Origin of the sequence: Enterobacter sp. FUJ80071 (genome assembly GCF_038739915.1) — a bacterium.
GTDB classification, from domain to species: Bacteria; Pseudomonadota; Gammaproteobacteria; order Enterobacterales; family Enterobacteriaceae; genus Enterobacter; species Enterobacter kobei.
The window spans coordinates 486,579-513,160 of the sequence record NZ_JBBXKH010000001.1 but is presented as its reverse complement, the minus strand read 5'-3'; the positions used below and the strand labels follow the sequence as shown (position 1 = coordinate 513,160).

At 57.5% G+C, this 26,582-nt stretch carries 20 protein-coding genes and 1 pseudogene; 17 read left to right on the top strand and 4 right to left on the bottom strand.

Translation table 11 applies throughout. The features are described 5' to 3' along the window. The first annotated feature begins 6 nt into the window (after positions 1–6). The 4 genes from arcC to AAER43_RS02395 all read left to right on the top strand — a co-directional run bounded on the left by arcC (position 7) and on the right by AAER43_RS02395 (position 3,960). The gene (gene arcC / locus AAER43_RS02410) at positions 7–918 is read left to right on the top strand and encodes a carbamate kinase (RefSeq protein WP_023331903.1); all 912 of its coding nucleotides are present in this window, start codon (positions 7–9) and stop codon (positions 916–918) included. A gap of 26 nt (positions 919–944) precedes the next feature. Continuing rightward, the gene (gene argF, locus AAER43_RS02405) at positions 945–1,949 is read left to right on the top strand and encodes an ornithine carbamoyltransferase (protein WP_023310201.1); all 1,005 of its coding nucleotides are present in this window, start codon (positions 945–947) and stop codon (positions 1,947–1,949) included. A 47-nt stretch (positions 1,950–1,996) separates the two neighbouring features. Continuing rightward, on the top strand, positions 1,997–3,400 hold the full coding sequence (locus AAER43_RS02400) for a YfcC family protein (RefSeq protein WP_045134401.1): 1,404 nt from the start codon (positions 1,997–1,999) through the stop codon (positions 3,398–3,400). Between the two features lie 80 nt (positions 3,401–3,480). Then, a complete protein-coding gene (locus AAER43_RS02395; protein WP_014882308.1) occupies positions 3,481–3,960 on the top strand; it encodes an ArgR family transcriptional regulator in 480 nt (159 codons plus the stop codon). On the opposite strand, the pseudogene AAER43_RS02390 reads toward AAER43_RS02395, so the two are convergent. Next, positions 3,957–4,081: pseudogene (locus AAER43_RS02390) on the bottom strand (hypothetical protein). The gene AAER43_RS02395 and the pseudogene AAER43_RS02390 sit on opposite strands and share 4 nt — an antisense overlap. On the opposite strand from AAER43_RS02390, the gene AAER43_RS02385 reads away from it, so the two are divergent. The 5 genes from AAER43_RS02385 to gbpA all read left to right on the top strand — a co-directional run bounded on the left by AAER43_RS02385 (position 4,061) and on the right by gbpA (position 7,652). Beyond that, positions 4,061–4,165: a pyrBI operon leader peptide gene (locus tag AAER43_RS02385; protein ID WP_022646880.1), complete on the top strand. Its 105-nt coding sequence runs from the start codon at positions 4,061–4,063 to the stop codon at positions 4,163–4,165. The pseudogene AAER43_RS02390 and the gene AAER43_RS02385 sit on opposite strands and share 21 nt — an antisense overlap. A gap of 34 nt (positions 4,166–4,199) precedes the next feature. Beyond that, positions 4,200–5,132, top strand: a complete 933-nt coding sequence (pyrB, locus tag AAER43_RS02380; protein ID WP_014882307.1) for an aspartate carbamoyltransferase — start codon at positions 4,200–4,202, stop codon at positions 5,130–5,132. A gap of 12 nt (positions 5,133–5,144) precedes the next feature. Next, on the top strand, positions 5,145–5,606 hold the full coding sequence (gene pyrI / locus AAER43_RS02375) for an aspartate carbamoyltransferase regulatory subunit (RefSeq protein ID WP_014882306.1): 462 nt from the start codon (positions 5,145–5,147) through the stop codon (positions 5,604–5,606). 74 nt (positions 5,607–5,680) lie between these two features. Continuing rightward, on the top strand, positions 5,681–6,067 hold the full coding sequence (ridA, locus tag AAER43_RS02370; RefSeq protein WP_050862208.1) for a 2-iminobutanoate/2-iminopropanoate deaminase: 387 nt from the start codon (positions 5,681–5,683) through the stop codon (positions 6,065–6,067). 133 nt (positions 6,068–6,200) lie between these two features. Further along, the gene (gene gbpA / locus AAER43_RS02365; RefSeq protein ID WP_047343874.1) at positions 6,201–7,652 is read left to right on the top strand and encodes an N-acetylglucosamine-binding protein GbpA; all 1,452 of its coding nucleotides are present in this window, start codon (positions 6,201–6,203) and stop codon (positions 7,650–7,652) included. Positions 7,653–7,737: 85 nt separating this feature from the next. On the opposite strand, the gene AAER43_RS02360 is transcribed toward gbpA, so the two are convergent. Next, complete coding sequence (locus AAER43_RS02360; protein WP_050862209.1) at positions 7,738–10,122, bottom strand: family 20 glycosylhydrolase; 2,385 nt, start codon at positions 10,120–10,122, stop codon at positions 7,738–7,740. Positions 10,123–10,321: 199 nt separating this feature from the next. After that, on the bottom strand, positions 10,322–13,030 hold the full coding sequence (gene mgtA / locus AAER43_RS02355; protein ID WP_050862210.1) for a magnesium-translocating P-type ATPase: 2,709 nt from the start codon (positions 13,028–13,030) through the stop codon (positions 10,322–10,324). Positions 13,031–13,420: 390 nt separating this feature from the next. On the opposite strand from mgtA, the gene treR reads away from it, so the two are divergent. The 4 genes from treR (at position 13,421) to AAER43_RS02335 (ending at position 18,505) form a co-directional block, all read left to right on the top strand. After that, positions 13,421–14,368, top strand: a complete 948-nt coding sequence (gene treR, locus AAER43_RS02350) for a trehalose operon repressor TreR (protein ID WP_014882301.1) — start codon at positions 13,421–13,423, stop codon at positions 14,366–14,368. 127 nt (positions 14,369–14,495) lie between these two features. Continuing rightward, entirely contained in the window at positions 14,496–15,914 is a 1,419-nt protein-coding gene (gene treB / locus AAER43_RS02345) for a PTS trehalose transporter subunit IIBC (RefSeq protein WP_014882300.1), read from the top strand. A gap of 51 nt (positions 15,915–15,965) precedes the next feature. Continuing rightward, positions 15,966–17,621 carry an alpha,alpha-phosphotrehalase gene (treC, locus tag AAER43_RS02340; RefSeq protein WP_032637631.1) on the top strand — a complete coding sequence of 552 codons (1,656 nt, stop codon included), beginning with the start codon at positions 15,966–15,968 and terminating at the stop codon, positions 17,619–17,621. A gap of 137 nt (positions 17,622–17,758) precedes the next feature. After that, positions 17,759–18,505, top strand: a complete 747-nt coding sequence (locus tag AAER43_RS02335; RefSeq protein ID WP_050862211.1) for an oligogalacturonate-specific porin KdgM family protein — start codon at positions 17,759–17,761, stop codon at positions 18,503–18,505. A gap of 8 nt (positions 18,506–18,513) precedes the next feature. Here the strand turns inward: AAER43_RS02335 and AAER43_RS02330 are convergent, their stop codons facing one another. Continuing rightward, positions 18,514–19,173 (bottom strand): MurR/RpiR family transcriptional regulator, encoded by a 660-nt coding sequence (locus tag AAER43_RS02330; protein WP_014882297.1) that lies wholly within the window; start codon positions 19,171–19,173, stop codon positions 18,514–18,516. 179 nt (positions 19,174–19,352) lie between these two features. Between AAER43_RS02330 and AAER43_RS02325 the strand changes: the two genes are divergently transcribed. From AAER43_RS02325 to nrdD, 4 genes are all read left to right on the top strand, one after another. After that, positions 19,353–20,756: a fructose-specific PTS transporter subunit EIIC gene (locus AAER43_RS02325; RefSeq protein ID WP_071847093.1), complete on the top strand. Its 1,404-nt coding sequence runs from the start codon at positions 19,353–19,355 to the stop codon at positions 20,754–20,756. 10 nt (positions 20,757–20,766) lie between these two features. Next, the gene (locus AAER43_RS02320; RefSeq protein WP_050862212.1) at positions 20,767–23,364 is read left to right on the top strand and encodes a glycoside hydrolase family 38 C-terminal domain-containing protein; all 2,598 of its coding nucleotides are present in this window, start codon (positions 20,767–20,769) and stop codon (positions 23,362–23,364) included. Between the two features lies 1 nt (position 23,365). Continuing rightward, positions 23,366–23,938 carry a PTS sugar transporter subunit IIA gene (locus tag AAER43_RS02315; RefSeq protein ID WP_050862213.1) on the top strand — a complete coding sequence of 191 codons (573 nt, stop codon included), beginning with the start codon at positions 23,366–23,368 and terminating at the stop codon, positions 23,936–23,938. A 369-nt stretch (positions 23,939–24,307) separates the two neighbouring features. Continuing rightward, a complete protein-coding gene (gene nrdD, locus AAER43_RS02310) occupies positions 24,308–26,446 on the top strand; it encodes an anaerobic ribonucleoside-triphosphate reductase (protein ID WP_014882293.1) in 2,139 nt (712 codons plus the stop codon). Positions 26,447–26,582 lie beyond the last annotated feature (136 nt).

The window sequence follows — 26,582 nt, the reverse complement described above, 5'->3', positions numbered from 1 at the left end:
GCCATCATGGAACGAAAACCCACTCTGGTTGTGGCCCTTGGCGGCAACGCGCTGCTGAAGCGCGGCGAGCCGCTGGAAGCCGAGATCCAGCGCCAGAACATTGAGCAGGCCGCCCGCACCATCGCCGGGCTCACGGCGCAGTGGCGCGTGGTGCTGGTCCACGGCAACGGTCCACAGGTCGGGCTGCTGGCGCTGCAGAACAGCGCCTACGACAAAGTGACCCCTTACCCACTGGACGTTCTTGGTGCCGAAAGCCAGGGGATGATCGGCTACATGCTCCAGCAGGCGCTGAAAAACAACCTGCCGCAGCGTGAGGTGAGCGTCCTGCTTACGCAAGTGGAAGTGGACGCCGCCGACCCGGCGTTCAGCAACCCGACCAAATACATCGGCCCGGTGTACAGCGAAGCCCAGGCAAAAACGCTGGCCGCGGAAAAAGGCTGGGTGTTTAAGGCCGACGGCAGCTACTTCCGTCGCGTGGTGCCGTCACCGCAGCCGAAACGCATCGTCGAGAGCGACGCCATCACGGCGCTGATCCAGCGCGACCACCTGGTGATCTGCAACGGCGGCGGCGGCGTGCCGGTGGTGGAAAACGCCAACGGCTATCACGGCATTGAGGCGGTGATCGACAAAGACCTCTCCGCCGCCCTGCTGGCGCGCCAGATTGAGGCCGACGCCCTGCTGATCCTCACCGATGCCGACGCGGTGTACCTCGACTGGGGAAAACCGACCCAGCGCCCGCTGGCGCAGGTGACGCCAGAACTGCTCAGAGGCATGCAGTTTGACGCCGGATCGATGGGGCCGAAAGTGGCCGCCTGCCGCGAGTTTGTTGAAGCCTGCAACGGCATTGCCGGAATCGGCGCGCTGGCCGATGGGGCAGAGATTCTGGCGGGCGAGAAAGGCACGTTGATTCGTAACTGAACATACATTTAAAAAGGATTTCCCATATGACCATCAACCTGAAAAACCGCAACTTCCTGAAACTGCTGGACTACACCCCGGCGGAGATCCAGTACCTGATCGACCTCGCCATCGAGCTGAAAGCGGCCAAAAAAGCCGGACGCGAAAAGCAAACCCTGGTCGGCAAAAACATCGCCCTGATCTTTGAAAAAACCTCCACCCGCACCCGCTGCGCCTTCGAAGTGGGCGCGTTTGACCAGGGTGCGCAGGTGACCTACCTCGGCCCAAGCGGATCGCAGATCGGCCATAAAGAGTCGATGAAAGACACCGCCCGCGTGTTGGGGCGTATGTATGACGGTATCGAATACCGCGGCTACGGCCAGGCGATTGTTGAAGAGCTGGGTGAATACGCGGGCGTACCGGTGTGGAACGGCCTGACCGACGAATTCCATCCGACGCAGATCCTCGCCGATCTGATGACCATGCTGGAGCACGCGCCGGGCAAAACCCTGCCGGAGCTAAGCTTTGCTTATCTCGGCGACGCACGCAACAACATGGGCAACTCCCTGATGGTCGGCGCGGCCAAAATGGGGATGGACATCCGCCTGGTGGCACCGAAATCCTTCTGGCCGGAAGCGGGTCTGGTTGAGCAGTGCCGTGCCATCGCGAAAGAAACGGGCGCGCGCATCACCCTGACCGACGACGTGGAAGAAGGCGTGCGCGGGACGGATTTCCTCTACACCGACGTGTGGGTCTCCATGGGCGAGCCGAAAGAGGCGTGGGCCGAACGCGTCAGCCTGATGAAGCCGTATCAAATTAACGCGGACGTCATGAAAGCCACCGGCAACCCGAACGTCAAGTTCATGCACTGCCTGCCGGCGTTTCACAACGAGCACACCAAAGTGGGCCGCGAAATCGAAATGGCCTATGGCCTGAAAGGGCTGGAGGTGACGGAAGAGGTCTTCGAATCCCCGAACTCTATCGTCTTTGATGAAGCAGAAAACCGCATGCATACCATTAAAGCGGTCATGGTGGCGACACTCGGCGACTAATCACCGCCCGGCGCGCCGCGGGGTGCGCCGGGTTTCAGGAGAACATCATGGGCAAGTTCAAATTTCCCTCCGCATACACCATTCTCTTTTTTCTGATTGCCGTCGTTGCCGTCCTGACGTGGATTGTTCCGGCCGGGCAGTATCACATGGCCATGAACGAGGCGCTCGGCAAGGACGTGCCGGTTGCCGGAACCTATGCGCACGTAGCGGCCCATCCGCAGGGACTGGTTTCCGTGCTGATGGCCCCGATTGCCGGGTTGTACGATCCCGAGTCCGGCCAGGCCGGGGCGATCGACGTTGCGCTGTTTATACTGATCATCGGGGGATTCCTTGGGATCGTCACCAAAACCGGGGCCATTGACGCCGGGATCGAACGCGTCACCACCCGGTTGCGCGGTCGCGAAGAGTGGATGATCCCGATCCTGATGGCGCTGTTTGCCGCAGGCGGCACCATTTACGGCATGGCCGAAGAGTCCCTGCCGTTCTATACCCTGCTGGTTCCGGTGATGTTGGCCGCCCGTTTCGACCCGGTGGTAGCCGCCTCCACCGTGCTGCTCGGCGCCGGGATCGGCACGCTTGGCTCCACCATTAACCCGTTCGCGACGGTGATCGCCGCCAACGCCGCCGGGATCCCCTTCACCAACGGTATCGCCCTGCGCGTCGCGCTGCTGGTCATCGGGTGGATCATCTGTGTGGCGTGGGTGATGCGCTATGCCCGTAAAGTGCGCAAGGATCCCTCTCTCTCCATCGTGGCGGACAAACAGGAGGAGAACCTCGCCCACTTCCTCGGCAACAAGGGCGAACAGTCGCTGGAATTCACCCCGGTGCGCAAAATCATCCTGGTGATTTTCGCCCTTGCCTTCGCGGTCATGATCTACGGCGTGGCGGTGCTCGGCTGGTGGATGGCGGAGATCTCAGCGGTGTTTCTCGCCAGTGCAATAATCGTCGGCCTGATCGCCCGCATGAGCGAAGAGGAACTGACCTCAACCTTTATCAACGGCGCGCGAGATTTGCTGGGCGTCGCGCTGATTATCGGTATCGCGCGCGGTATCGTAGTGATCATGGATAAGGGCATGATTACCCATACCATTTTGCACAGCGCCGAGGGAATGGTTACCGGCTTATCGACGGTGGCGTTCATCAACGTGATGTACTGGCTGGAGGTGGTGCTGTCGTTTCTTGTGCCTTCTTCGTCCGGCCTGGCCGTTCTGACGATGCCGATCATGGCGCCTCTTGCCGATTTCGCTAACGTCAACCGCGACCTGGTGGTTACGGCTTACCAGTCGGCGTCCGGTATCGTTAACCTGATCACTCCCACCTCTGCCGTCGTAATGGGCGGGCTGGCTATCGCCCGCGTGCCTTACGTGCGCTATCTGAAATGGGTCGCGCCGCTGCTGGGGATTTTAACGGTGGTGATTATGGTGGCGTTAAGTCTGGGGGCGTTGTTGTAATTTGCCGGATGGCGCTGCGCTTATCCGGCCTGTGGATCGGTGCGGTGTCACCGGTTATTTCGGGAACTGATATGGGAACTATGATGGATTACGAAGAGTACTCTCCCAAAGAGCAACTACAGCTAACGGTCTGCCAGCGTCTGATCGCGGAAAAGGGCTATCTCTCTCAGGAGGAGATCCGCCGCGACTTACAGGAGCGGGGTTTTGAGACCATCAGCCAGTCCACCGTTTCACGTCTGCTCAAGTTGCTCGGTGTCATAAAAATTCGAAATGCCAAAGGGCTAAAGATTTATTCGCTGAATCCCCAGCTGCGCCCGGCTCCTGATGCCGCGCGCACCGTGTCCGAAATGGTGGTGAGCGTTGAGCACAATAGCGAATTTATCCTTATCCATACCGTTGCCGGATATGGCCGCGCGGTGGCGCGTATCCTGGATTATCACCAGTTACCGGAAATTTTAGGCGTGGTGGCCGGAAGCAGTATCGTCTGGGTCGCCCCTCGGGTGGTGAAGCGCACCGCGCTGGTGCATAAGCAAATTAATTATTTACTCAGAACGCATTAATATTCATAAAGAACCGTTTGCATTGAGTAAAGCGTGCATTAAATCGCTTGATCCGCAAAGCGAGCTGCGTATAATGCCCGACAATTTGCCGGGAGGAAGCATGGTCAAGCGTGTACGACATAACGTCTTACCGCGTCTGAAATCAGACGCTGGCCTGCCGTTTTTCTTCCCGTTGCTTAATCTATTCCCAGAGCCCCTCATTTGAGGGGTTTTTTTTTGCCCGGCGTCAGGAGATAAACATGAATCCGCTTTATCAAAAACACATCATTTCCATAAACGACCTCAGCCGCGAAGAGCTGGAACTGGTTCTGGAAACCGCGGCAAAACTGAAGGCCAATCCGCAACCGGAGCTGCTGAAGCACAAGGTGATTGCGAGCTGCTTCTTTGAAGCCTCGACCCGCACCCGCCTCTCCTTTGAGACCTCCATGCACCGCCTGGGCGCGAGCGTGGTGGGCTTCTCAGACAGCAGCAACACGTCGCTGGGTAAAAAAGGCGAGACCCTGGCGGATACCATTTCAGTGATCAGCACCTACGTAGACGCGATTGTGATGCGCCACCCGCAGGAGGGCGCGGCGCGCCTGGCGACCGAGTTTTCCGGCGGCATCCCGGTACTGAACGCCGGGGACGGTGCTAACCAGCATCCGACGCAGACCCTGCTGGATCTGTTCACCATTCAGGAGACGCAGGGCACGCTGGAGAACCTGAACATCGCCATGGTCGGCGACCTGAAATATGGCCGCACCGTCCACTCCCTGACCCAGGCGCTGGCGAAATTTAACGGCAACCGCTTCTTCTTCATCGCCCCAGACGCGCTGGCGATGCCGCAGTACATTCTCGATATGCTGGACGAAAAAGGCATTGCGTGGAGCCTGCACGCCAGCATCGAAGAGGTGATGAGCCACGTGGATATTCTCTACATGACCCGCGTGCAGAAAGAGCGTCTGGATCCTTCCGAGTACGCCAACGTGAAGGCGCAGTTTGTCCTGCGCGCCAGCGACCTCGACGGCGCGCGCGACAACATGAAGGTGCTGCACCCGCTGCCGCGCATCGATGAGATCACCACTGACGTGGATAAAACGCCGCACGCCTGGTACTTCCAGCAGGCCGGGAACGGTATCTTCGCCCGCCAGGCGTTACTGGCACTGGTTCTGAATCGCGATTTAGCTCTGTAAGGGGAGACGACCATGACACACGATAACAAACTCCAGGTTGAAGCCATCAAACGTGGCACCGTGATTGACCACATCCCTGCGCAGGTGGGCTTTAAGCTGCTGACGCTGTTCAAACTGACCGAGACCGATCAGCGCATCACCATTGGCCTGAACCTGCCGTCGGGCGAGATGGGCCGCAAGGACTTGATCAAAATCGAGAATACCTTCCTGACCGACGAGCAGGTCAACCAGCTGTCGCTATACGCACCGGATGCTACCGTCAACCGCATCGACGAGTATGAAGTGGTCGGCAAATCCCATCCTGGCCTGCCGGATCGCATTGAGAGCGTGCTGGTCTGTCCGAACAGCAACTGCATCAGTCATGCTGAGCCGGTTTCATCCAGTTTTGCAGTGAAAAAACGCGCTGATGACATCGCACTCAAATGCAAATACTGCGAAAAAGAGTTTTCTCATTATGTGGTGCTGGCCAACTAATTGAGGTTGGTAAAGGATCCCGGCCTCCCTATAATGGCCGGGAACATTTAATCAGCTGTTATTCTGGAGAAATCATGACCAAAGTACTCGCGACGGAAAATGCACCCGCGGCTATCGGCCCGTACGTTCAGGGCGTTGATCTGGGCAGCATGATCATCACCTCGGGCCAGATCCCGGTGAACCCAAAAACCGGTGAAGTGCCAGCCGACGTAGCGGCACAGGCGCGTCAGTCGCTGGAAAACGTGCAGGCTATCGTTGAATCTGCCGGTCTGAAAGTGGGCGACATCGTGAAAACGACCGTGTTCGTGAAAGATCTGAATGATTTCGCGACCGTTAACGCCACTTACGAAGCATTCTTTACCGAATACAATGCGACCTTCCCGGCGCGCTCCTGCGTTGAAGTGGCGCGTCTGCCAAAAGACGTGAAAATTGAAATCGAAGCGATCGCCGTGCGCCGCTAATCAATTTCAGGTAAACCAGGGCAGCTTCGGCTGCCTTTTTTATTTGGCTATTTTTACCTTCGTAATACGATGACGACGCGGTCCGGGAATAAATACACTCGCACACCTTTATAAATTCCCGCTTCGGACAAAAATGAAAATCTCCAGAATTGCGTTGGCTATGGCCACTCTTACGGTAGCCTCTTCTGCGCTGGCACACGGCTATATCGAATCCCCTGCCAGCCGCGCTTATATGTGTAAACAGGGACAAAATATTGACTGCGGTCTGGTGGAATATGAACCCCAGAGCGTAGAACGTGCCTCCGGTTTCCCGTCAGGGAGCCTGCCGCCGGATGGCGAACTCGCCAGCGCCGGGATTGCCAACTACTCGCAGCTTGATAAGCAAAGCCAGAATGCCTGGACCAAAACGCCGATGACCGCCGGGGTACATCAGTTTGTCTGGCACCACACCGCGCCGCACAAAACCACCAACTGGCGCTATTACATCACCAAACAAAACTGGAACCCGAATAAGCCGCTGACCCGCGACCAGTTCGACTTAACGCCGTTTTGTACGGTAAACGGCAACGGCCAGGCGCCCGCAATGACCCAGTCGATGAACTGTAACGTGCCGGAACGTACCGGTTATCAGGTGATTTACGGCGTGTGGGAAATTGCCGATACGCCCAACAGTTTCTATCAGGCCATCGACGTGGACTTCGGTAACGGCGGCAACGTCACGCCGGATGAAACCCCGGCCGCCGCCTCCGTGTGGAGCAAAACGCTGAGCGGCCAGATTGCAGGTAACAACCTCAACGTGGGCGATAAAGTGATTGCTCGCTTCTTCGATGCCAACGGCGAAATTGCCTCCATGGCGACCGAGCTGACTATCGCCTCGGCTCAACAGGGAGATGCCAACCAGTGGGCCTACGATCTGGCGCAAAAAATTAACAGCGCTCATCACGACGTGCGCGTCGGCGTGAAGGATGAAAGCGGAGACGTTAGCCCGGTTCACGGCGCAAACAGCGTCTTCGTAAAAGAAGACAGTACGCTGAAGTCAGTGGCTATCTCTTATGAAGAGCAAAAAGCGGTGGTTAATGAATCCATTGCCGTGACTGACCTGCATTACAGCAAAGTGACTCACGGTGCCGCGACGGTGACATTCCACGTCAATACGCAGGGTGACGTGAACCTTGAAGCACACGTATTGAACCATCCCGGAGCGGAAAAAGGTTATCTGAAGCAGGATATGAATAACAGCAACCAGGATGTGACCATGAACCTGACAAACGTCACGCCAGGGCACCACATGCTGAAATACTACGCCACCAATAAAGCCGGCACCCTGTTCGCGCAGGACGTGCTGGATATGATGCTCGAAGGTGAAGCAACCTCCGGCGATACCGGTAAATCTGATTTTATCTTCCCGGATAACCTTGCCTCTTATAAGGCGGGCACCGTGGTGTTGCAGCCCAAAGACGGTAAGACCTACGAGTGCAAGCCATTCCCGTACAGTGGGTACTGCAAGCAGTACAGTTCGACCTCTACCCAGTTCGAGCCCGGCGTGGGTTCAGACTGGAAAGAGGCGTGGATGTTGAAGAACTGAGTTGCCTTTACGCCCGGCGGCACTTCGTTTGCCGGGCCTACACGTCACGTAGGCCCGGTAAGCGTAGCGCCACCGGGCGCTTATGTTACTGGTTTCGCGTCGCCCTGAGCAGCGTCTCCAGCGGATACACCGCAGCAATCACCACTTCGTCCTGCACCTTCGCCGCGTTATCCAGCTCGCGTTGAATCGAGGCGATCTCTTTGTCATCCAGCGTGCCCTGTCGCGCCACCAGATCCGTCAGCCTCAGGCCAATTGCGGCAAGCTTATCCACCTCCAGGATCACCGGTTTAATCGCCTTCAGCTGATAGCTGTTTTCGCTCAGCGCCAGCGCGTCGCTGGTGTTGCTCTGCCAGCGATTAAAGACGTGGCGCAGCGCGTCGGCGCTTTCCGTGTCTTCCGCATCGCTCACCAGACGGTCCGCCCATTTGTTCATCTGACGCACGGTGATGCTTTCCGCATTCAGCGCATCCGCGAGGCGGTTAAGCGGCTCAAACTGGTGATAGTTTCCCGCCTGGAACTTGAGGTGCTGCCGGGTGTAATACTGGGCCGGTTCAAGCGCCTGCGCGAGGATTTGCAGCGGCAACGTGTCGGCATTATTCGCGAGCCGCGTGAATTGCACCTGCTGCTGGGTATGCTGCTGCAGGCCAACCGACACCGTCGTCCAGCTGTCCATCGCCTGCAGGCGGGTATACATGTTGTCGACATCATTGACGTCCTGCGCGGACCATAACCGCTCCGCCACCGCAAACGTCCGCGGCCACAGGCGGATATCCAGCACCGGCGCGACCACGTTTTCCGCCCACAGCGCGGCTTCTCCGCCGAGCAAATTAGCCTGATTCGCCGCGTCCGGCACTACCGGCGGGATCCCTTTCGGCACCTCGTCCAGACGGGTACCGCTAATCGGATAGCGGGTATTGCCCACCAGGAAGTAACCGGTGAGCTTGTCGTTATCGACGGAGACGACCGGGCGCGTTTCGCCCATCCAGGTATCAACGGTAAACGTCACCTGATTGTCGTCGCGCCACGCAATATCCTGCACCGCACGGCGGGATTTCCCGGCAAAATCAATAAAACCGCGCCAGCCGGCGTCCCCTTTCACCAGGGTAAAACTCCCCTCGACCGGCTTGCCTTTCAGACGCGGCATGGAGAAGGCCCAGCTCTGGGCGCTGTCGGTGTCTGCTATCACGTCCACGCCATTCAGCCCCTGGGGAACGATTTCATTGCGGTAGTGATAGGCGGTGGACTGGGGTTGATCGAGGTAGAAACCGGTCGAAAGAATACCCTTATAGCCGGTTTGCGCCACCTTACCCAGCGCGTCCTGCCCCTGCCAGGACTGGATCAGAATGCTTTTCGGTAAGTCAGGATGATAGATCTCATCCCAGCCGACCATCTGCCGATGATGTTTCTCGAGGATCGTCTCCAGCTTGCGGTTGAAATAGGCCTGCAGCGCGTGGCTGTCCGCCAGTGTGTTGTCGCGCATGAACGTCTGGATCGCGGCGTTCGCTTTCCACTGGCTGTCGTCCACCTCATCCCCGCCGATGTGCAGATACGGATCCGGGAAGATCGCTGCCAGTTCGCTGACCATCGCGTCAGCAAAGGCGTATGTGGCCTCTTTGGTCGGATCAAGCACCGGCTTCAGCACGCCCCAGTTGCGCTCCATTTTGTAGGGCCCCGGCGCGCTCATCAGCTCCGGGTAGGCCACAGCAATCGCCGAGGCGTGGCCCGGCATGTCGATCTCCGGCACCACGCGGATGCCGCGCTCGGTGGCATAGCGAACAATCTCGCGCATCTGCTCAGGGGTATAGAACAGCCCGTCGCTGGCAAGCTGCGTCAGCTTCGGGTAACGCTTCGAGCTGAAGCGCCAGCCCTGATCGTCGGTTAAGTGCCAGTGCAGGACGTTAAGCTTTGCGGCCGCCATGCCGTCAATCTGGCGTTTGATATCCACGACGGGAATGAAATGGCGCGCCGAGTCGAGCAGCAGCCCTCGCCACGGGAAGCGCGGCGCGTCTTCAATGGTCACCCACGGCAGCGACGTGTTTTCCGCGCCGTTTTGCACCAGCTGGAGCAGCGTTTCCATCGCCCGCAGCGCGCCGAAGCGGGTGTTGGCGGAGATGTTCACACCGTTGGCATCCACCGTGAGCTTATAGCTTTCATCACTGTCCGGCAGCGGCTGTGGCTTCACCTTTTTGGCGATGGCGATGCGAATGGTCGGTTTGTCCGGTTGCTCAGCCTGCGGCTGTAGCGTCCAGCCGGTTTGCAGGGCGATACGCTGACGCAGGCGGTTGACCGCGTCGCCGAGATCGTCGCCGCTGACGGTCACGGAAAGTTGGCTGGTGAGCACCAGTGCGCCCTGCGTGGTCGGGCGTTCCACCTTCTCAGGCCAGGGCATTAACGGGAGATCCCCTGCCGGGGCGGCAAAGGCAGAGGCGCCGAGCAGCAGCCCGGCGGTTAAGAGGCTGTACCGTAACATGAATGTTCCTTATCTGACGGGCCAAATAAAGGCAAAACATTCTGTTAACATGCGTACAAATTGTCGTCAAGCGAATGCGCCGACGGCGATCACAGGTTGTTAAATTTGGGAAGAAAGCTATTGCCCGGTGGCGCTGCGCTTACCGGGCCTACGTGACGGGAGTAGGCCGGGTAAGGCGAAGCCGCCACCCGGCAAAAAATCACTGCCACCCATACCGACGCGCATAAAACCCTTTCACCATCTGCGTCAGCACCATGTAGCCCGCGAGGATCGCCACCAGCCACGGGAAGTAGCTCAGCGGCAGCGCCTGAAGCTGCAGGTAACTTGCCAGCGGCGAGAACGGCAGCGCGATGCCGAGCGCCATCACAATGCCCGTCATCACAATCAGCGGCCATGCGGCACGGCTCTGGATGAACGGAATGCGGCGCGTGCGGATCATATGCACAATCAGCGTTTGCGACAGCAGACCCACCACGAACCAGCCGGACTGGAACAACGTCTGATGTTCCGGCGTGTTGGCATGGAACACAAACCACATCAGGCAGAAGGTCAGGATGTCGAAGATGGAGCTGATCGGCCCAAAGAACAGCATAAAGCGCCCCAGATCGGACGGGTTCCAGCGCTGTGGCTTCTGGATCTGCTCGTCGTCGACGTTATCAAACGGGATCGCCACCTGGGACACGTCGTACATCAGGTTCTGGATCAGCAGGTGCAGCGGCAGCATCGGCAGGAACGGCAGAAACGCGCTGGCCACCAGGACGCTGAACACGTTACCGAAGTTGGAGCTGGCGGTCATTTTGATGTACTTGAGCATGTTGGCGAAGGTGCGACGCCCTTCGATAACGCCTTCCTCCAGCACCATCAGGCTTTTTTCCAGCAGGATAATATCCGCCGCTTCGCGGGCAATATCCACCGCGCCGTCCACGGAGATGCCAATATCCGCGGCACGCAGGGCGGGCGCATCGTTGATGCCGTCACCCATAAAGCCCACAACGTGCCCTTCACGACGCAGCAGGGTAACAATGCGCTCTTTGTGCATCGGTGTCAGGCGGGCAAACAGCGTGGTGTGCTGCGCCAGCTTCGCCAGCTCGTCGTCGGACAGGGGCTCAATGTCACTGCCCACGACCACCTCACCCGCATCCAGCCCGACTTCGTGACACACTTTCGCGGCCACCAGCTCGCTGTCGCCGGTGAGGATTTTAACGGTGATCCCGCTCGCCTTCAGCGCTTTTAGCGCAGGCGCGGTGGTCTCTTTCGGCGGATCGAGGAATGCGATGTAACCCTCGAGGATCAAATCGGATTCGTCGATACGCTGATAGTCCCCCTCGCGCGCGGGCAGAAACTTGCTCGCCACCGCCACCACGCGCAGCCCCTGACGGTTCAGGTTGTCGGTGACGCGCCTGATGCGGCGCAGCATGGTGTCGTCCAGCGGAACGATCTCACCGTTATGGCGCACCTGCGTCGACACATTCAGGATCTCCTGCAGCGCGCCTTTGCAGATCAGCTGGTGCACGTCCGGCTGCTCGCTCACCACCACCGACATGCGGCGGCGTTCAAAGTCAAACGGGATCTCATCCACCTTCTGCCAGCGACCGGAGAGCGTGCGGGCGGCTTCCTCATCGACCCCTTCCAGCACCGCCACGTCGAGCAGGTTCTTCAGCCCGGTCTGGTAATGGCTGTTCAGCCACGCGCTGTGCAGCACGCGTTCGCTGGTTTTACCGGCGATATCGGTGTGGTTCTCCAGCACGATTTTATCCTGCGTCAGGGTGCCGGTTTTGTCGGTGCAGAGAATGTCCATCGCGCCAAAGTTCTGGATAGCGTCGAGGTGCTTGACGATCACTTTCTGTTTCGAGAGCTTCACCGCCCCACGCGCCAGCGTGGAGGTGACAATCATCGGCAGCATTTCCGGCGTTAAGCCAACGGCCACGGAGAGGGCAAACAGCGCCGCCTCCCACCAGTCGCCCTTGGTGTAGCCGTTGATCAACAGCACAATCGGCGTCATCACCATCATAAAGCGGATCAGCAGCATGCTGACGCGGCCAATCCCTTTCTGGAAGGCATTCGGCTCGCTCTCCTGCTCGCTGACGCGTCCGGCAAGCTGACCAAACCAGGTGTTGCCCCCGGTCGCGGTGACAATCGCCTGCGCCGTACCGCTGACGACCGTGGTTCCCATAAAGCACAGGGTGTCGCACTCAAGCGGGTTCATCTGCTGCGGATCTCGGCTGCGCGCCACCTTTTCAACGGGCAGGGATTCCCCGGTCAGGGAGGCCTGGGCGACAAACAGATCCCGCGCCTGAATGATGCGTAAATCCGCCGGGATCATGTCCCCCGCGGCCAGCTTCACCAGGTCACCCGGCACCAGCTGGTCAATGGGCAGCTCCACCCAGGCGTTTTCGCCGAGGTCGTTAATCACGCGCGAGACGGTCGCGGTGTTGCTGACCATCGCTTTCAGGGCGTCCGCCGCTTTGGTGGAGCGGGCTTCCTGAATAAAGTTCAGCAGCGTGGAAATCCCCACCATCAGGGCAATCACCCCAGCGGCAAAGAGATCTTCCGTCGCGTAGGAGATGATGCCGAGCACGGTCAGCAGCAGGTTGAAGGGGTTGCGGTAGCAGAGCCACAGGTGCACCCACCACGGAGACGGTTTTTGCGCCGGAATTTGGTTATCGCCGTGCACGGCGCGGATTTTGTCCACTTCCGTCGCGTTCAGCCCTTCCGGGTGGCCGCCAAAGGCGCGCCAGACTTCGTTCTCATCCATTGCCGCCACGTTCAGGCAGCGTTCGGTCAGGGAAGCGGGAATCGCTGCACCCGCGATGTTTTTTGCATTGGGCAGCGGGTCGCGCTGAATAAGACGATGTGGCAGGTGGCGGCTCAGCAGGGCCTGCAGCTGCCGGGTGATATTTTTAAACATAGTCATTCCTCCGCATCCGCAACGGCGGACGCAGCATTCCCTTCAGGCGTGGCAAAGCCGTACCTGTCAGGCACTCAATTTTTCAAGCAGGAACGTTTGGGACGTTGCTGCCTCACATCACCGGTGAGACAGCAAAAGCTGGCTTACCGGAAAGAACGTGTTCTCCCGTTCAGGAGAGGTGTGGGATCGGGATCCATGGAGCCTCCGGTAAGTAAAAAACAGGGTGTCGCCGCGCAGTATAAGGATTTAAGCGTACCCTTTGTGACGATTCGGGCGGTATTATACCCCCCTGCAAATAAACCGAACGTAAACCAGACTTTGCCCATAGCGAAATCGCGCTATAGCATTAGGCTCAATTGATCATTTTGTCGTTGTTACAGGGAAAACAGCATGCAGAACCGCCTTACCATTAAAGACATCGCGCGTTTAAGCGGCGTGGGGAAATCGACCGTCTCACGGGTGCTGAATAACGAAAGCGGTGTCAGCGAACGCACCCGCGAGCGCGTCGAGGCGGTGATGAATCAGCACGGCTTTTCCCCTTCCCGCTCCGCGCGCGCTATGCGCGGGCAGAGTGACAAAGTGGTCGCGATTATTGTCTCTCGTCTGGATTCGCTCTCGGAGAACCTTGCCGTGCAGACCATGTTGCCCGCCTTTTACGAGCAGGGATATGACCCCATCATGATGGAGAGCCAGTTCTCGCCGCAGCTGGTTGAAGAGCATCTGGGCATGCTCCAGCGACGCAACATTGACGGCGTGGTGCTGTTCGGCTTTACCGGCATTAAAGACGAGATGCTAAAACCCTGGCAGCCCTCACTGGTCATGATGGCGCGCGACGCCCACGGTTTTGCCTCTGTCTGTTATGACGACGAGGGGGCGATTATCACCCTGATGCAGCGTCTGTACGATAAAGGCCATCGCCATATCAGCTTCCTCGGCGTACCCCACACCGACGTCACCACCGGCAAGCGTCGCCATGAGGCCTATCTGGCATTTTGCAAAAAGCACAACCTCCCGGCCGTCGCCTCCCTGCCGGGTCTGGGCATGAAGCAAGGCTACGAGCAGGTTGCCAGTGTCCTGACCCCGCAGACAACCGCGCTGGTGTGCGCCACGGATACGCTGGCGCTGGGAGCCAGCAAATACCTTCAGGAGCAGCGCATCGACAGCCTGCAGGTGGCGAGCGTCGGCAGCACGCCGCTGATGAAGTTTCTGCACCCGGAGATCATCACCGTCGATCCGGGTTATGCCGAGTCCGGCAGACAGGCCGCCGCGCAGCTGATCGAGCAGATCAACGGGCGGAGCGAGCCGCGGCAGATCGTGATTCCCGCTCATCTTTCATAGCCCCTCTGAAGCGTTTATTGTGATCTTCGCCCGATTTCGGGAACGTTCCCATTTTCGCCGTCACGCTGAAAGAGTAGGCTTGCGCTCAGGTCATTACACCCCTCACCATCTGTCATGAGGTTTCATGATGAGTAAAGTCAAACAAGCAGATATTGATCAGCTGATCGTCCTGGTCGGCGGCCGCGAAAACATCGCAACCGTTAGCCATTGCATTACCCGCCTGCGCTTCGTGCTGAACGATCCGGCCAAAGCGAACCCGAAGGCGATTGAAGAACTCAAAATGGTTAAAGGCTGCTTCACCAACGCCGGGCAGTTCCAGGTGGTCATTGGTACCGAAGTGGGCGATTACTATCAGGCTCTGCTGGCAACCACCGGGCACAGCTCGGCGGATAAAGAGCAGGCCAAGAAGGCTGCACGCCAGAATATGAAGTGGCACGAGCAGCTGATTTCCCACTTCGCGGAGATCTTCTTCCCGCTGCTGCCGGCGCTGATCAGCGGCGGCTTAATTCTCGGTTTCCGTAACGTCATCGGTGATGTGCCGATGAGCGACGGCAAAACGCTGGCGCAGATGTATCCGGCGCTGAAAACCGTTTACGACTTCCTGTGGCTGATTGGTGAAGCGATCTTCTTCTATCTGCCGGTCGGGATTTGCTGGTCCGCGGTGCGCAAAATGGGCGGTACGCCGATTCTCGGTATCGTGCTGGGCGTCACGCTGGTCTCTCCGCAGTTAATGAACGCTTACTTACTTGGTCAGCAGGTGCCTGAAGTGTGGAACTTCGGTCTGTTCACCATCGCCAAAGTGGGCTATCAGGCGCAGGTTATCCCGGCCCTGCTGGCGGGGCTGATGCTGGGCTTTATTGAGACACGCCTGAAGCGCATCGTGCCGGATTATCTCTATCTGGTGGTCGTTCCGGTCTGCTCGCTGATTCTGGCCGTCTTCCTGGCACATGCGTTTATCGGTCCGTTTGGCCGCATGATCGGCGACGGCGTGGCCTTCGCGGTGCGCCACCTGATGACCGGCAGCTTCGCACCGATTGGCGCCGCGCTGTTTGGCTTCCTGTACGCCCCGCTGGTGATTACCGGTGTACACCAGACCACGCTGGCCATTGATATGCAGATGATCCAGAGCCTCGGCGGCACGCCGGTCTGGCCGATTATCGCCCTGTCTAACATTGCGCAGGCGTCTGCGGTGACCGGCATCATCATCGTCAGCCGTAAGCACAACGAGCGCGAGATCTCCGTTCCGGCCGCGATCTCTGCCTACCTCGGCGTCACCGAACCGGCGATGTACGGTATCAACCTGAAATACCGCTTCCCGATGCTCTGCGCGATGATCGGTTCCGGTCTGGCAGGCCTTGTGTGTGGTCTGAACGGCGTGATGGCGAACGGGATTGGCGTGGGCGGTCTGCCGGGCATTCTCTCCATCCAGCCCGCTTACTGGCAGGTGTTTGCCCTGGCAATGGCGATTGCGATTATCGTCCCAATGGCGCTCACCACCGTGGTTTATCAGCGTAAGTTCCGTCAGGGCGCGCTGCAGATTGTTTAACTTCATCTTTCGGGGCGCAGTTGCGCCCCTTCGCATTTGCAGGAACGCATTATGAATACCCTTCCTCACTGGTGGCAGAACGGCGTCATCTATCAGATCTATCCAAAGAGTTTTCAGGACACGACCGGCAGTGGCACCGGCGATTTACGCGGCGTGACCGCGCGGCTGGACTACCTGAAAACCCTCGGCATTGACGCCATCTGGCTGACGCCGTTTTATATCTCGCCGCAGGTGGATAACGGCTATGACGTGGCGAATTACATCGCCATCGACCCGGCGTACGGTACGCTGGATGATTTTGACGAACTGGTCGCCGGGGCGCATCAACGCGGTATTCGCATCGTGCTGGACATGGTGTTCAACCACACGTCAACCCAGCACGCCTGGTTCCGGGAATCACTGAATAAGGAAAGCCCGTACCGCCAGTTCTACATCTGGCGCGACGGTACGCCGGAGCAACTGCCTAACAACTGGCGCTCCAAGTTTGGCGGCAACGCCTGGCGCTGGCACGCCGAGAGCGAGCAGTATTACCTGCACCTCTTCGCGCCGGAGCAGGCGGATCTCAACTGGGAAAACCCGGAGGTGCGCGCCGAGCTGAAAAAGGTATGCGAGTTCTGGGCCGATCGCGGCGTGGACGGCTTACGTCTGGACGTCATTAACCTGATTTCAAAAGATCAGGATTTCCCGAATGACGAAACGGGCGACGGTCGCCGCTTCTACACGGACGGGCCGCGCATCCACGAATATCTGCAGGAGATGAGCCGCGACGTCTTTACCCCGCGAAACCTGATGACGGTGGGCGAAATGTCCTCGACCTCGCTGGAGAATTGCCAGCAGTATGCCTCGCTCGACGGGCGCGAGCTGTCGATGACCTTTAACTTCCATCACCTGAAGGTGGATTACCCGGGCGGTGAAAAATGGACGAAGGCGAAACCGGACTTTGTCGCGCTGAAAACCCTCTTCCGCCACTGGCAGCAGGGGATGCACAACAAAGCCTGGAACGCGCTGTTCTGGTGTAACCACGATCAGCCGCGCATCGTTTCACGCTTTGGCGACGAAGGGGAACACCGCGTAGCCGCAGCGAAAATGCTGGGCATGGTGCTGCACGGTATGCAGGGCACGCCGTACATTTATCAGGGCGAGGAGCTGGGGATGACCAACCCGCACTTCAGCCGCATCACCGATTATCGCGATGTGGAAAGCCTGAATATGTTCGCCGAAATGCGGGCAAACGGTCGCGATCCTGAGGAACTGCTGGCGATTCTGGCAAGCAAATCCCGCGATAACGGCCGCACGCCGATGCAGTGGGACGCCTCGCACAATGCCGGCTTTAGCGAGGGCGAGCCGTGGATTGGCGTCTGCGATAACTACGAAACCGTGAACGCCCGCGCGGCGCTGGACGACCAGGACTCGGTGTTTTACACCTACCAGTCGCTGATTCGCCTGCGCAAAACGCTGCCGCTGCTCACGTGGGGCGACTACGAGGATCTGCTCCCGGACCATCCTTCCCTGTGGTGTTATCGCCGTCAGTGGCAGGGGCAGACGCTGAGGGTGGTGGCGAACCTGAGCCGCGAGCGTCAGCAGTGGCAACCGGAGCCGGTACAGGGCGCATGGCGGGTCGCACTCAGCAACTATGATGATGTCCCCACCCGTCCCGACACGCTGCTCTTGCGCCCGTTTGAAGCTATCTGGTGGGTGCAGGAATAACTATCAGGAGATACAGCATGCTGTATCTCTTTTTTTTTATGTTTAGCGATACGCTAAATGTACGACGATAACTTTTACATCGTGGCGTGCCGAAAATAAAAATAGCCCTGCCAATCAAATAACCTCGGCAGGACATTATGAAAAAGAGAATTATTAAAGCAACGTGTATTAGCGTACTATTATTAAGCACACAGGGATGGTGCGGAAATACATCCGTCGACCTTCGTTTTGGTCACAACACAAACTCAGACGTCAATGATTCCCGTATTAAGGTCATGCATCAGGCGGAGAATGGTTTTTACTTCTCCGTTGAAGCCGCACAAAACCACAATGATACCTTTTTTGGCGATACCGACCGATATAACCCAGACGAAAAAGGCTTAACGGAGGCGGCACAAGAGATTGAAACGCGCTGGCGCTTCGATCTTGGAAACGGCTTTGCCGTAGCGCCGGGCATGGTGACGGTTTTCACCGCCAGCAATACCCATTACCGCCCCTTCATTCAGGGCTGGAAAGCGTTCGATAACGGTCTGAATCTCGCCGCCCGTTATCGCTATAACACCGTCAATGACGCGCACAGCGACAAAGAACTCGACGGCAGCGGGTATACCCGCCGCCAGTCACACCAGTTCGACATCTGGTTCGCGTATAACATTGGCAAATTCGGGATGTCCTACAACCCACGCTTCCGCTGGCAGGATGGTGTCGATCAGGGAACCGGGGATGATACCTACTGGGAACATACCGTCGCCTTCAACTACAAGCTCGACGATGGCTGGACGCCTTACGTCGAACTGGTTTCACTGGATAAAACCTATATCAACGATGACGGCAACCATGAAAATGATTATGCCGTCCGTCTGGGGATAGTGAAGCAGCTCTGACGACCTGACTACACCGTATCGTGCTGCAGCAGCCTACAGCCGATACGGTCTACCGCACTTAACAGTTCCAGCTGCCCTTCCCGCTGATATAACGATACCGCGTTGATATCAATCAACAACGGCCAGCATAGAGAAGAGAGCGCGGCCAGCGTAGACCCCTCTCGCGTGATCGCAATAATCTTTAATCCTTTGCGCAGCGCGTTACGCGCCATTTCAATTAACGACTGCGTCTCTCCGGATTTACTGATCAACACCAGCGTTCCCTTCGATACCCGCGTCAGCTGGTGCATATCGTTGAGAATAAGGTGCGGCAGGCTCGCCAGAGATAAAAAACGCGACAGGTAGTTGAGGCTGGTGAGTGATGCGCCCCGTGCATAGAGAAAAATATGGCTGGAATGGGTCAGCAACCTGGACATCTCCACCACAATCTCCTCCGCCTGCGGCCCCACGTCAGGGTTTACAGGCGCAGGGGTAAAATGATCGCGCAAAAAACGATACCGAAGCTCGGTATAACTTTTATACCCCATTTTCTTACACACGCGATTAACGGAGGTTGTCGTGGTAAAAGTATCACGGGCAATCTCTTTTGCCGATATAGTAGAAATATGAGTAGCGTGATGCTGAATGTATTCAAATATCAAACGCTCACTTCCCTGAAATGAATTCATATATTACACCCTGTTTAATCCTGGCATGACTTTACCACAGCCGAAAAATATCCTCTGGAAGGCGCTTCACATATTGCAAGCCCGCGTATGACGATACGTAATAAGTATTAGCAAACATTAAAAACTGTTTTGGCTTCTCTTTATACTTTCCCTGTTTTCACATCCAGGGAATTATGACAATGACGAAACAAAAAGTTGTCGCGGTAACGGCCTGCCCGACAGGCATTGCACACACGTTTATGGCCGCGAATAAAATTATCGCATGGGCTAAAGCGCATAACATTGAGGTAAAGGTCGAAACGCAGGGTAGCGACGGTGTTAAAAATCGCTTAACAAAACAGGATATTGCTTCTGCCACCGCCATTATTCTGGCAACCGACGTCCCCATTCAGGATGCCGAACGTTTTGATGACATTCCTCACCTTCAGACACGAACACAAGAGCTGATCAAGCACACCGACCGCTATCTGCGTCAGGCGCTGGCAATGGAAAAAAATGCGACCGCGGTGGCAGATGAAGACGAGGACGATCTCCGGCGTTCGGCTTACCAGATATTTATTGGCCATATCATGGCGGCCATCAGCTATATGTTACCGGTCGTGGTCATGGGTGGGCTGATGATGGCAACGGCCAAAATTACCGGCCAGTTTATTAACATTGAACATTCGCCGTTCAGCGTGCTGGATAAAGTGGGCTTTATGACCATCAAGTTCATGTATCCGGTCTTCGCCATGTATCTGGCGTTTGCCATTGCCGGAAAACCGGCGCTGATCCCCGGGCTTATCGGCGGCATCATGTCAGACGAAGTCTACAAGCGCTTCTTTGATATCGAGGGCTTTATGCCCTCCGGCTTTTTTGGCGCGATTGGGATTGGCTTCTTTGTGGGCTATCTGGTGCGCTGGCTCAACGATTCGATTCATGTCCGCCAGCAGCTCACCACCATTAAAACCATGCTAATCGTCCCGCTGATCACCGGCATTACGCTGGTGATGGTCATGGAATATCTGATTAACCCGATTTTTGGCTCGCTTAATCAGCTGATGGTGGTCTTTTTTACCTCGGCAGGTGACACCGGACGCGGGTTCTATTCCGCAATGATCGCCGCGGGCACCGCTTTCGACCTTGGTGGTCCGGTCAATAAGGCGGCAGGCTCGGTCGCGCTCGGCCTGAATGGCATGAGCGAGACGTTTGATTTAACCGCCCGCGAACTCTCTATCGTGATCCCCTCCATTGGCGTCGGTTTTGCCGCATTCCTCAACGGCCGTTTTGGTCTGCCGGACGTCTTCAGCCGGGAGGAGAAAACCGTTGGCAGCACCTCGTTATTGCTGGGCGTAATCGGGATCTCAGAAGGCGCTATCCCGTTCATCCTGAAAAACCCACGCCTGATCCCGGTGTTCATGACCGGTGCCGTCGCCGGTGCGCTGGTGGCGATTGCACTCGGCGTGAAGCAGACGCTGCCTCTGCCCGCCATCTGGGGCTGGCCGCTGGCGACCAATGTGGCGGGCTATCTGGCGAGCGTCTTTATTGGCGCACTGATTTGCGCCCTGGGCGTGCTTTATGTCAGCCCAAAGAACGTCAGGTGAGGGAAACATCATGAGTCAGATCCACGTTATTGCCCACACGCACTGGGATCAGGAGTGGTATTTCACCCGTCAGGACAGCATGGTGCTGGCGTCATATAACTTTGCGGATGTTATCAACACGCTGGAGCAGGACCCGGCTTATGCCTGCTATCACCTTGACGGGCAGATGGCGGTCGTGGAGGACTTTCTTGCGATCAATCCCGATTATCGCGCCAGGCTGGAAAAGCTGGTCAGAGAAAAAAGGATTTTCGTCGGGCCCTGGTATACCCAGACGGACACCTACAACGTGCATGGCGAATCCATTATCCGCAACCTGAAGTACGGCATCTTCGCCGCACGAACGCTGGGACATGCGATGCAGGTCGGTTATCTGCCTGATACCTTCGGCCACAATGCGCAAATGCCGACGATTTTGCAGAGCTGCAATATCGATAACATCGTCTTCTGGCGCGGTATCGATCACGACCGGCAGGCCAAACGCAGCCAGTTTATCTGGCGCGCACCGTCAGGGGCGAGCGTCATCGCCTGCGCGATGGCGCTCGGGTATGGCGCGGCTAAAAATATCGCTTCGCAAGCCAGCCATCTGCAGGGGAAAATCTACCCGATGGTCGATTTGCTGCGTTCACGGGCCGGTATCGATGACCTGCTCCTGCCCTGCGGCGGCGATCAGGTCAGCATCGACCCGGCGCTGCCGACTATCCTGCAGGTCGCCAGCAAACACTCTCCCAACCAGGATTGGTACACCATCAGTTCGCTGGAGCGTTACGTGGACATCCTGCGCGCGCAGCGTGAGCAGTTTGAATGCTGGGAAGGCGAGCTGAAATCGCCACGCTACACCCGCATCCATAAAACGATCGGCTCCGTGCGCTACGACATTAAAAAGAAAAATGATGAGATTGAGCAGTTTATCCTGCGACAGCTGGAGCCGACGATTGCCATGGCGCGGCATCAGGGGCTACCGGTCAATCTCTCTGTGGTCGATACCCTCTGGAAGACGCTTTTGCGAAGCCACGCCCACGACTCTATCGGCGGCTGTAATAGCGATGCGACCAATCGCGACATTCTGCATCGGCTGGAACAAACCGAGCAGCTGTGTCACAGCCTGTGGAATCTGGTGGTAAAAACGCTGGCCGCCGCCTGTGCTCAGGAAGGGGACCTGCTGATCTTCAATCCGCTGACCACCCCAATGCGGCGCGTGGTTAAAACCACGCTGTATAGCCGGGCTGAACATATCGCGCTGACGTATCAGGGGCAGCCCGTGCGCTTCGACGTCCTGAAAAGAGACATTTTACCCGGCGGAACGGCGATCTCCCTCACTGCCGAAGGCGAGTGTGAAACGCCTCTTCCTCCCTATTTCCGCTGGCACATTGCTGTGCATACGCCGGTTCTGCCGTCGGTTGGCTATCTCACCGTGAACGTTGAGAATAACCCTGCGCCGCTACGGCAGCCTGAACAGGAAAAGGGCCGCGAAATAGAAAATGCGCATTATCGGCTGATGCTGGACGCCGGAACGCTTACCCTTGAGGACAAACACACGGGCAGATGCATCCCCGCGTTCTTTACCCTCGAAGACTGCGCGGATGCGGGCGACAGCTACGATTTCTCCCCGCTTGCAGGCGATACGCCAACGCGCTGTTCCCATTTCACACTCATTGATTGCCTGAAAACGCCTCTTGTCGAAAAGCTGGTTATTGAGGCGACGCTGCTTCTGCCGCCGGATCTCGCCGGACATCAGGATGCAGTCAGAAAACCGTTATGCCTGCGTCTGGCGTGTGAATTGCGCCATGACGATCCGAACCTGTATGTCGACGGTGCGCTGGAAAACAGCCACTGCGATCACCGGCTGCGCTTGCTGATCAACAGCGATATTCACACGCATCACGCTATCGCCTCACAGCCCTTTGCGATCATCCAACGCGAAACGGGGTATGACGATGAAAACTGGCAGGAACGCTATCGCGAGCTGCCCGTGGATATCGAAACCAGCGAGGGCATTATCGCTGTCGCAGAAGAAGGCAAAGCGCTGGTGGTGAATAGCCGCGGCATGAAGGAGTTTCAGATCCTCGGGCACGAACCGGCAGTGATTGCCCTGACGCTGTTTAAGTCAACGGGTGTGCTCGGACGAAATGACCTTGACTGGCGACCGGGTCGGGCATCCGGGATTAATAATACGGTGGTTGAGACCCCCGATGCCCAATTGCTGAAGCCGTTGCACTTTTCATTCAGCGTCGCGCTGGCCGACAGTGCCGATCATCTGACGCTACGTCAGTTGGAAAATCTCGCGACCGGGCAGCCGTTTACCTATCAACGGCAAACGCTGCACACGCTCGATCATCGCCTTGAGCGCTTTTCGTTGCGCCTGCCCGAACGCCAGCTTCCGGCACACTTCTCGCTGTTGACCCTACCGGAGCCGCTTATTCTGTCTGCCCTGCCCCATGCCCAACAGTCGCATGGCACGGTCATCCGCGTGTTTAACGCTGGCACGCAGCCGGTTCCCGTTCCGGCAGATCTCGCGGGGCTTCCTCAGATCAACTATCTGGAAGAGCCCGTGCAGCCGGTAACGGCGATCCACCCTTCCGCGACCTGCGATTTTTTGTTAGAGGCTTAATATGAACTTGCTTGCATTGACGCACCCCGATTTGGTTTTTATCAACCCGCCGCACCGTACCCCTGAAGCGCTGATCCGCTGGCTCGCCGAACCGCTCGTCAGGCGAAACGTCATCGGCGATCAAGAGACATTTATCCAGAGCGTTTTAAAGCGTGAAAGTGAAGGTCCCACGGCTCTGGGCGAAGCACTTGCCGTTCCACACGGTAAAACCGAGACGGTGCATGAGGCGGCGTTTTGTCTGGCGCTTTTTGACGACCCGATACGCTGGCCGGGGCTGGAGGGGGATGAAGAGGTCAGAATGGTCTTCCTGCTCGCCATTCCCCCTGCTGAAGCAGGCAGCACGCATATGCAGCTGCTCACGACGCTAACCAGCCTGTTGACGGAAGACCGTGTGCGTGAGCAGCTTCTGGCGGCACGCACCCGGGAAGAGGCGCTGTCTGCCCTGAGTACGGAAGAACCGCACATTGAGGATGCGGTGGCCGCGCGTTCCCTTCTCATCCCACTGGTGCTGGGCACTGTCGCTATCGCCGCCTTTTTACAGGCAGGTTTAAGCTGGGTGCGCGGCATCCATTAATCACGTAGCGCTCAGTACAGACCGTGCTGAGCGCTTGTTTTTGTTGAATAATTAATCAGATTTTTCCTTCTGGTCTTTACAATCGCTGAAGCGCCCGCCGTTTGTACTCTCGTCTTTTTACTTTGTTCTGCATCAAATAAATCGCAAACAAGTTTGATGCAAATCACTATATGTAGCACTTAAAATGCTCGCCGACCCAACATGTTGTATTAATCGTCTACTATTCCAACAACAAGACGGCGCTTACGCTGGCCGGAATTGTGGATAACACGAGCCGGGAACGCGGGAAGTCTTTGGCCTGGCGGGGAATGCGCCCGGTGAATACTTCTCCACCTCTGTGGATAAACTGTTTTTAAAAATGGAGTGATCATGACACCGCATGTGATGAAACGTGATGGCTGTAAAGTGCCGTTTAAATCAGAGCGCATCCAGGAAGCCATTCTGCGTGCAGCTAAAGCAGCGGGAGTCGATGACGCAGATTACTGCGCCACCGTCGCAGAAGTCGTTAGCAGCCAGATGAATGAACGCAGCCAGGTTGATATCAACGAGATCCAGACCGCGGTTGAAAATCAGCTGATGGCGGGCCCCTACAAGCAGCTGGCCCGCGCCTACATTGAGTACCGCCACGATCGTGACGTGCAGCGTGAAAAGCGCGGCCGCCTGAACCAGGAGATCCGTGGCCTGGTAGAGCAGACCAACTCTGCCCTGCTCAATGAAAACGCCAACAAAGACAGTAAAGTGATCCCCACCCAGCGCGATCTGCTGGCCGGTATCGTCGCCAAACACTATGCCCGTCAGCACCTGCTGCCGCGCGATGTGGTCTCAGCGCACGAGCGCGGTGAGATCCACTATCACGATCTCGACTATTCACCGTTCTTCCCGATGTTCAACTGTATGCTGATCGACCTGAAAGGCATGCTGACCCACGGGTTTAAAATGGGTAACGCCGAGATTGAACCGCCAAAATCCATCTCCACCGCCACTGCGGTCACGGCACAGATTATCGCCCAGGTCGCCAGCCACATTTACGGCGGCACCACCATTAACCGCATTGACGAAGTGCTGGCCCCGTTTGTGACCGCAAGCTTCAACAAGCACCGCAAAACGGCCGAAGAGTGGCAGATCCCGGACGCCGACGGCTATGCGCACTCGCGCACCGAGAAAGAGTGCTATGACGCGTTCCAGTCGCTGGAGTATGAGGTGAATACCCTGCATACCGCCAACGGCCAGACGCCGTTTGTGACCTTCGGTTTTGGCCTGGGCACCAGCTGGGAATCGCGTCTGATCCAGCAGTCCATCCTGCGCAACCGTATCTCCGGCCTCGGTAAGAACCGCAAAACGGCGGTGTTCCCGAAACTGGTATTCGCCATCCGCGACGGGCTGAACCACAAAGTTGGCGATCCGAATTACGACATCAAACAGCTGGCGCTGGAGTGCGCGAGCAAGCGCATGTACCCGGATATTCTGAACTACGATCAGGTCGTAAAAGTAACCGGTTCATTTAAAACGCCAATGGGTTGCCGCAGCTTCCTCGGCGTATACGAAGATGAAAACGGCGAGCAGATCCACGACGGGCGTAACAACCTCGGCGTCATCAGCCTGAACCTGCCGCGCATCGCGCTGGAGGCCAAAGGCAATGAAGCTGAATTCTGGACACTGCTGGATGAACGCCTGCAGCTGGCGCGCAAGGCGCTGATGACCCGTATCGCTCGCCTTGAAGGGGTCAAAGCCCGCGTGGCGCCTATCCTCTATATGGAAGGGGCCTGCGGCGTGCGCCTGAAAGCGGACGATGACGTGTCTGAGATCTTCAAAAACGGCCGCGCGTCGATTTCGCTGGGCTATATCGGCATCCATGAAACCATCAATGCCCTGTCTGGCGGCACGCATATGTATGACAGCGACGCGCTGCGTGAAAAAGGCGTGGCGATTGTTCAGCGCCTGCGCGATGCCGTGGACCAGTGGAAAGAGGAAACCGGCTACGGTTTCAGCCTGTACAGTACCCCAAGCGAGAACCTGTGCGACCGCTTCTGCCGTCTGGACACCGCCGAGTTCGGCATCGTGGAAGGCGTGACCGATAAAGGTTACTACACCAACAGCTTCCACCTCGACGTGGAGAAGAAGGTAAACCCGTACGACAAGATCGACTTTGAAGCGGCGTATCCGCCGATCGCCAACGGCGGCTTCATCTGCTACGGCGAGTACCCGAACATTCAGCACAACCTGAAGGCGCTGGAAGACGTGTGGGATTACAGCTATCAGCATGTGCCGTATTACGGCACCAACACGCCCATCGACGAATGCTACGAGTGCGGCTTTACCGGCGAGTTCGAGTGTACCAGCAAAGGCTTTACCTGCCCGAAATGCGGTAACCACGACGCGGCACGCGTGTCGGTAACCCGCCGCGTGTGCGGCTATCTCGGTAGCCCGGATGCGCGTCCGTTTAACGCCGGTAAGCAGGAAGAGGTGAAACGCCGCGTGAAGCATCTGGGGAATGGGCAGATCGGGTAAGTTCTGCGCTGGGTTCTCCCCCTCACCCTACCCCTCTCCCTCAAGGGAGAGGGAACCGATCGAGCATATTGTTGAGCCCGGCTCCGGTTTTCTCCCTCTCCCTGTGGGAGAGGGCCGGGGTGAGGGCATCAGGTTA